Here is a 6,197-nt window from a genome sequence, read left to right as displayed (position 1 = left end):
ATGATAATAAATTGCTAAAGAATATAAATTACCTTTTAAAACTTATAAAAAATAGAATATTATTCATAAATAAACGTTAAAATAGAAAATTCAGAAAATTTCTTATTTTGTCTTGAAAAATTTTGAAAAAATGGTATGATAGTAACAAGCTATTTTTTTAAGAGAAGAGAAAGGGGAACAATGGAGAAAATCAGTTTAGAATCTCCTAAGACGGGGTCGGACCTAGTTTTGGAAACACTTCGTGATTTAGGAATTGATACCATCTTTGGTTATCCTGGTGGTGCGGTCTTGCCTTTTTATGATGCGATATATAATTTTAAAGGCATTCGCCACATTCTAGGACGCCATGAGCAAGGTTGTTTGCATGAAGCTGAAGGTTATGCCAAATCAACTGGAAAGTTGGGTGTTGCTGTCGTCACTAGCGGACCAGGAGCAACAAATGCCATTACAGGGATTGCGGATGCCATGAGCGATAGCGTTCCCCTTTTGGTCTTTACAGGTCAGGTGGCGCGAGCTGGGATTGGGAAGGATGCCTTTCAGGAGGCAGACATTGTGGGGATTACCATGCCAATCACTAAGTACAATTACCAAGTTCGTGAGACAGCTGATATCCCTCGAATTATTACGGAAGCTGTCCATATCGCAACTACAGGTCGCCCAGGGCCAGTCGTAATTGACCTACCTAAAGACGTATCTGCATTAGAAACAGACTTCATTTATTCACCAGAAGTGAACCTACCAAGCTATCAGCCGACTCTTGAGCCAAATGATATGCAAATCAAGAAAATCTTGAAGCAATTATCCAAGGCTAAAAAGCCAGTCTTGCTAGCTGGAGGTGGGATTAGTTATGCTGAGGCTGCGGCAGAATTAAACGAATTTGCAGAACGCTATCAGATTCCAGTGGTCACCAGTCTTTTGGGGCAAGGAACGATTGCAACGAGTCATCCACTCTTCCTTGGAATGGGAGGTATGCACGGGTCATTCGCAGCTAATATTGCCATGACAGAAGCTGATTTTATGATTAGCATTGGTTGTCGTTTCGATGACCGCTTGACGGGGAATCCTAAGACCTTTGCTAAGAATGCTAAGGTTGCTCACATTGATATTGACCCAGCCGAGATTGGCAAGATTATCAGTGCAGATATTCCTGTAGTTGGAGATGCTAAGAAAGCTTTACAAATGTTGCTGGCAGAACCGATAGTTCATAACAATACTGAAAAATGGATTGAAAAAGTCACTAAAGACAAGAACCGTGTTCGTTCTTATGACAAGAAAGAGCGTGTGGTTCAGCCGCAAGCTGTTATTGAACGCATCGGTGAGTTGACGAATGGTGATGCCATTGTGGTAACAGACGTTGGTCAACACCAAATGTGGACAGCTCAGTATTATCCTTACCAAAATGAACGTCAGTTAGTGACTTCAGGTGGTTTGGGAACCATGGGATTCGGAATTCCAGCAGCAATCGGTGCTAAAATTGCTAACCCAGATAAGGAAGTAGTCTTGTTCGTTGGGGATGGTGGTTTCCAAATGACCAACCAAGAATTGGCTATTTTGAACATTTACAAGGTGCCAATCAAGGTGGTTATGCTGAACAACCACTCACTTGGAATGGTTCGCCAGTGGCAGGAATCCTTCTATGAAGGTAGAACATCAGAGTCAGTCTTTGATACCCTTCCTGATTTCCAATTGATGGCACAGGCTTATGGCATTAAAAACTATAAGTTTGATAATCCTGAGACCTTAGCTCGAGATCTTGAAGTCATCACTGAGGATGTTCCTATGCTAATCGAGGTAGATATTTCTCGTAAGGAGCAGGTGTTGCCAATGGTGCCAGCTGGTAAGAGTAATCATGAGATGTTGGGGGTGAAGTTCCATGCGTAGAATGTTAACAGCAAAACTACAAAATCGTTCAGGAGTCCTCAATCGCTTTACCGGTGTCCTGTCTCGCCGTCAGGTTAATATCGAAAGCATTTCTGTTGGAGCAACAGAAGATCCGAATGTATCGCGTATCACCATTATTATTGATGTGGCTTCACATGATGAAGTGGAGCAAATCATCAAGCAACTCAATCGTCAAATTGATGTGATTCGCATTCGTGATATTACGGATAAACCACACTTGGAGCGCGAGGTGATTTTGGTTAAGATGTCAGCGCCAGCAGAGAAGCGTGCTGAGATTCTAGCCATTATTCAACCTTTCCGTGCAACAGTGGTAGACGTAGCACCAAGCTCGATTACCATTCAGATGACAGGGAATGCTGAAAAGAGTGAAGCTCTATTGCGAGTCATTCGACCATACGGTATTCGCAATATTGCTCGAACGGGTGCAACTGGATTTACCCGCGACTAAAAATCCAACTTAAATTTGTTAAACCAGCTTAAAAGGCAATAAATAATAGAAAAGAGAGAAAAAACTATGGCAGTTCAAATGGAATATGAAAAAGATGTTAAAGTAGCAGCACTTGACGGTAAAAAAATTGCCGTTATCGGTTATGGTTCACAAGGACATGCGCATGCTCAAAACTTGCGTGATTCAGGTCGCGATGTCATCATCGGTGTACGTCCAGGTAAATCTTTTGACAAAGCAAAAGAAGATGGATTTGACACTTACACAGTAGCAGAAGCAACTAAATTAGCTGACGTTATCATGATTTTGGCACCAGACGAAATCCAACAAGAATTGTACGAAGCAGAAATCGCTCCAAACTTGGAAGCTGGAAACGCAGTTGGATTTGCCCATGGTTTCAACATTCACTTTGAATTTATCAAAGTTCCTGCAGACGTAGATGTCTTCATGTGTGCTCCTAAAGGACCAGGACACTTGGTACGCCGTACTTATGAAGAAGGATTTGGTGTTCCAGCTCTTTACGCAGTATATCAAGATGCAACAGGAAATGCGAAAAACATTGCTATGGACTGGTGTAAAGGTGTTGGAGCAGCTCGTGTAGGTCTTCTTGAAACAACATACAAAGAAGAAACTGAAGAAGATTTGTTTGGTGAACAAGCTGTACTTTGTGGTGGTTTGACTGCCCTTATCGAAGCAGGTTTCGAAGTCTTGACAGAAGCAGGTTACGCTCCAGAATTGGCTTACTTTGAAGTTCTTCACGAAATGAAATTGATCGTTGACTTGATCTACGAAGGTGGATTCAAGAAAATGCGTCAATCTATTTCAAATACTGCTGAGTACGGTGACTATGTATCTGGTCCACGTGTAATCACTGAGCAAGTTAAAGAAAACATGAAAGCTGTCTTGGCTGATATCCAAAATGGTAAATTTGCAAATGACTTTGTAAATGACTATAAAGCTGGACGTCCAAAATTGACTGCTTACCGTGAGCAAGCAGCTAACCTTGAAATTGAAAAAGTTGGAGCAGAATTGCGTAAAGCAATGCCATTCGTTGGTAAAAACGACGACGATGCATTCAAAATCTATAATTAATTGATAGAAATTAAGGTGAAGGCGAGTTGGGGGACTAACTCGCTTTTATAATCAATTCATCTCTCTTTTAAGAGGATGGATTGAGATAAGTATGAAATAGTCTAGGAGAAAAAGATGTTAAGTTCAAAAGATATCATCAAGGCTCATAAGGTCTTGAATGGTGTGGTTGTGAATACACCGCTTGATTATGACCATTATTTATCGGAGAAGTATGGTGCTAAGATTTATTTGAAAAAGGAAAATGCCCAACGTGTTCGTTCTTTTAAAATTCGCGGTGCCTATTATGCCATTTCCCAGCTCAGCAAGGAAGAACGTGAGCGTGGGGTAGTCTGCGCTTCTGCGGGAAATCATGCGCAGGGAGTTGCCTATACTTGTAATGAGATGAAAATTCCTGCTACTATTTTTATGCCAATTACTACTCCGCAACAAAAGATTGGTCAAGTTCGCTTTTTTGGTGGGGATTTTGTAACCATTAAACTAGTTGGGGATACCTTTGATGCTTCTGCTAAGGCAGCTCAAGAATTTACAGTCTCAGAAAATCGTACCTTTATTGATCCCTTTGATGATGCCCATGTTCAAGCAGGTCAAGGAACCGTCGCTTATGAGATTTTAGAAGAAGCTCGAAAAGAGTCGATTGATTTTGATGCTGTCTTAGTTCCTGTTGGAGGTGGTGGTCTCATTGCTGGGGTTTCTACCTATATCAAGGAAACAAGTCCAGAGATTGAAGTCATTGGGGTAGAGGCTAATGGAGCGCGTTCCATGAAGGCGGCCTTTGAAGCTGGTGGACCTGTCAAACTCAAAGAAATTGACAAATTTGCGGATGGGATTGCTGTACAAAAGGTAGGTCAATTGACCTATGAAGCAACTCGTCAACATGTTCAAACCTTAGTAGGTGTCGATGAGGGATTGATTTCTGAAACCTTGATTGACCTCTACTCTAAGCAAGGGATTGTTGCAGAACCAGCTGGAGCGGCTAGTATCGCTTCTTTAGAGGTTTTGGCTGAATATATCAAGGGGAAAACTATTTGTTGTATCATTTCTGGAGGAAATAATGATATCAACCGTATGCCGGAAATGGAAGAGCGTGCCTTGATTTATGATGGGATCAAGCATTACTTTGTGGTTAATTTTCCACAGCGTCCGGGGGCTTTGCGTGAGTTTGTAAATGATATTTTGGGGCCAAATGATGATATCACACGTTTTGAGTATATCAAACGAGCTAGTAAGGGGACAGGGCCCGTATTGATCGGGATTGCCTTGGCAGATAAGCATGATTATGCAGGCTTGATTCGTCGAATGGAAGGCTTTGATCCATCTTATATTAACTTAAATGGTAATGAAACACTCTATAATATGCTTGTCTAAGGACTAATAAAAAAATATCATATTATTTGCACAACTGATGTATAGGTGCTATAATGAGGGTGAAGAAAGGGGGCGATTCCTATGGACTTAGGAAATCGATTACGCTATTTCTATCACAAGTCATTATAGTACCTATTATTTTTTGATTCAGTTTATAGTAAGGGAGTAAAATTACTTGTTATATATAAGGAGTATTTTTAGAATCCGCTATTTTATATATGTCTAATCTGAAATTTGGTTAAATATAATAGGAATTAGAAAAAATAATCAATACTAATGAGAAACCTTATACTGAGTTGACTGAGAAGAGTGATAAGATACTAAGAAGATAAAAACAATGGAAAATGTTGGAAGATAGGATACTATTGTTTCTTAATTACTAATCTTTTTATTGGTTTAAAGAAACAAAAAGGAATCTTGATAAAGTAAATAAATAGTACCAGTTGAACAAGTGAAAAGTACTTATGCAGACAGGAAGAAAATCAAAGAAGGAGAAGAGAAATAATAGTTAGTAATAGTGTGGAGAGAAAGTCTTCTACTATTAGAAATATCATTTTAAAGTTAGGTAAATAGAATAAAGTTGAAGATAAAACCTGTCTAATCTATCAAGAATTGGTATTTGTAAAGCATGAATATTTTTACAAATAAAAGAGTTAATAATACAATTATTTTAAAGGTATTTACTAATGGTTTATAGCAAGGGAAAACCTATATATTATCGGCTTTAATAAGATAGTAATAGAAAAATAAATCATTAATTTTATTGAATATATGTTTTTTTATTGACAAAAGTCATAAAAACGTATACAATTAAATATCGTAAAGAAGAAAATAGGAGAAGGACATGGCTAAGTCAAACTTTGAAAAAGTAGAATCAGTTGTTGGCTGGGTTCGTGATAAGAAAATCACAGGCTACCGTATCTCTAAAGAAACGAATGCGCGTGAAATGTCTATCATTGCTCTAGCGCAGGGTCGTGCAAAAGTAAAAAATATTTCATTTGAAACAGCTCTAGGTTTAATTGATTTCTATGAAAAAAATCATGAAAAATTAGCGAAGTATATTGCTAGTAAAGTTGCAGAAGTCTTGGATTACGAAGAAGCAAGATAAATAAAAAAGTAGTAAACTTTCTAACTTAGAGAGTTTACTACCTTTTTATTTTTTATACTGGTTAAAACACTGATTACTTATAATGCTACAAGCGTATAACGGTAGAAAGTATTTCCAGTCATATTCTAAAACGAAAAATAAATTGATAAATATTAACTCTAATATTGTAAAATATATACCAATTATATAGGAATTACCTGACTGTTTTGTTAATGTTATATCGATTGTTTTATATATTTTTTGATATATAGTTAATAAAAGAATAAATACTATACTAATTAACAA

General features: G+C 38.1%; 5 protein-coding genes. All 5 read left to right on the top strand.

The genetic code is table 11. From position 1 onward, the window contains the following. The first annotated feature begins 180 nt into the window (after positions 1 to 180). The 5 genes from QZ565_RS07720 (at position 181) to QZ565_RS07700 (ending at position 5,912) form a co-directional block, all read left to right on the top strand. Positions 181 to 1,881: an acetolactate synthase large subunit gene (locus QZ565_RS07720; RefSeq protein ID WP_247932088.1), complete on the top strand. Its 1,701-nt coding sequence runs from the start codon at positions 181 to 183 to the stop codon at positions 1,879 to 1,881. Further along, a complete protein-coding gene (gene ilvN, locus QZ565_RS07715; protein ID WP_001253803.1) occupies positions 1,874 to 2,350 on the top strand; it encodes an acetolactate synthase small subunit in 477 nt (158 codons plus the stop codon). Before QZ565_RS07720 ends, ilvN begins: the two co-directional genes overlap by 8 nt. A 66-nt stretch (positions 2,351 to 2,416) precedes the next feature. After that, positions 2,417 to 3,439, top strand: a complete 1,023-nt coding sequence (gene ilvC / locus QZ565_RS07710; RefSeq protein WP_000290683.1) for a ketol-acid reductoisomerase — start codon at positions 2,417 to 2,419, stop codon at positions 3,437 to 3,439. Positions 3,440 to 3,553: 114 nt separating this feature from the next. Then, complete coding sequence (gene ilvA, locus QZ565_RS07705; protein ID WP_000952976.1) at positions 3,554 to 4,804, top strand: threonine ammonia-lyase IlvA; 1,251 nt, start codon at positions 3,554 to 3,556, stop codon at positions 4,802 to 4,804. Positions 4,805 to 5,648: 844 nt separating this feature from the next. Next, a complete protein-coding gene (locus QZ565_RS07700; RefSeq protein WP_295527826.1) occupies positions 5,649 to 5,912 on the top strand; it encodes a hypothetical protein in 264 nt (87 codons plus the stop codon). The last annotated feature ends 285 nt before the right edge of the window (positions 5,913 to 6,197 follow it).

Origin of the sequence: uncultured Streptococcus sp. (assembly GCF_915066115.1) — a bacterium.
Taxonomy (GTDB): Bacteria; Bacillota; Bacilli; order Lactobacillales; family Streptococcaceae; genus Streptococcus.
The sequence above is the reverse complement of the archived record's forward strand: the minus strand, read 5'-3'. Positions and strand labels throughout refer to the sequence as shown.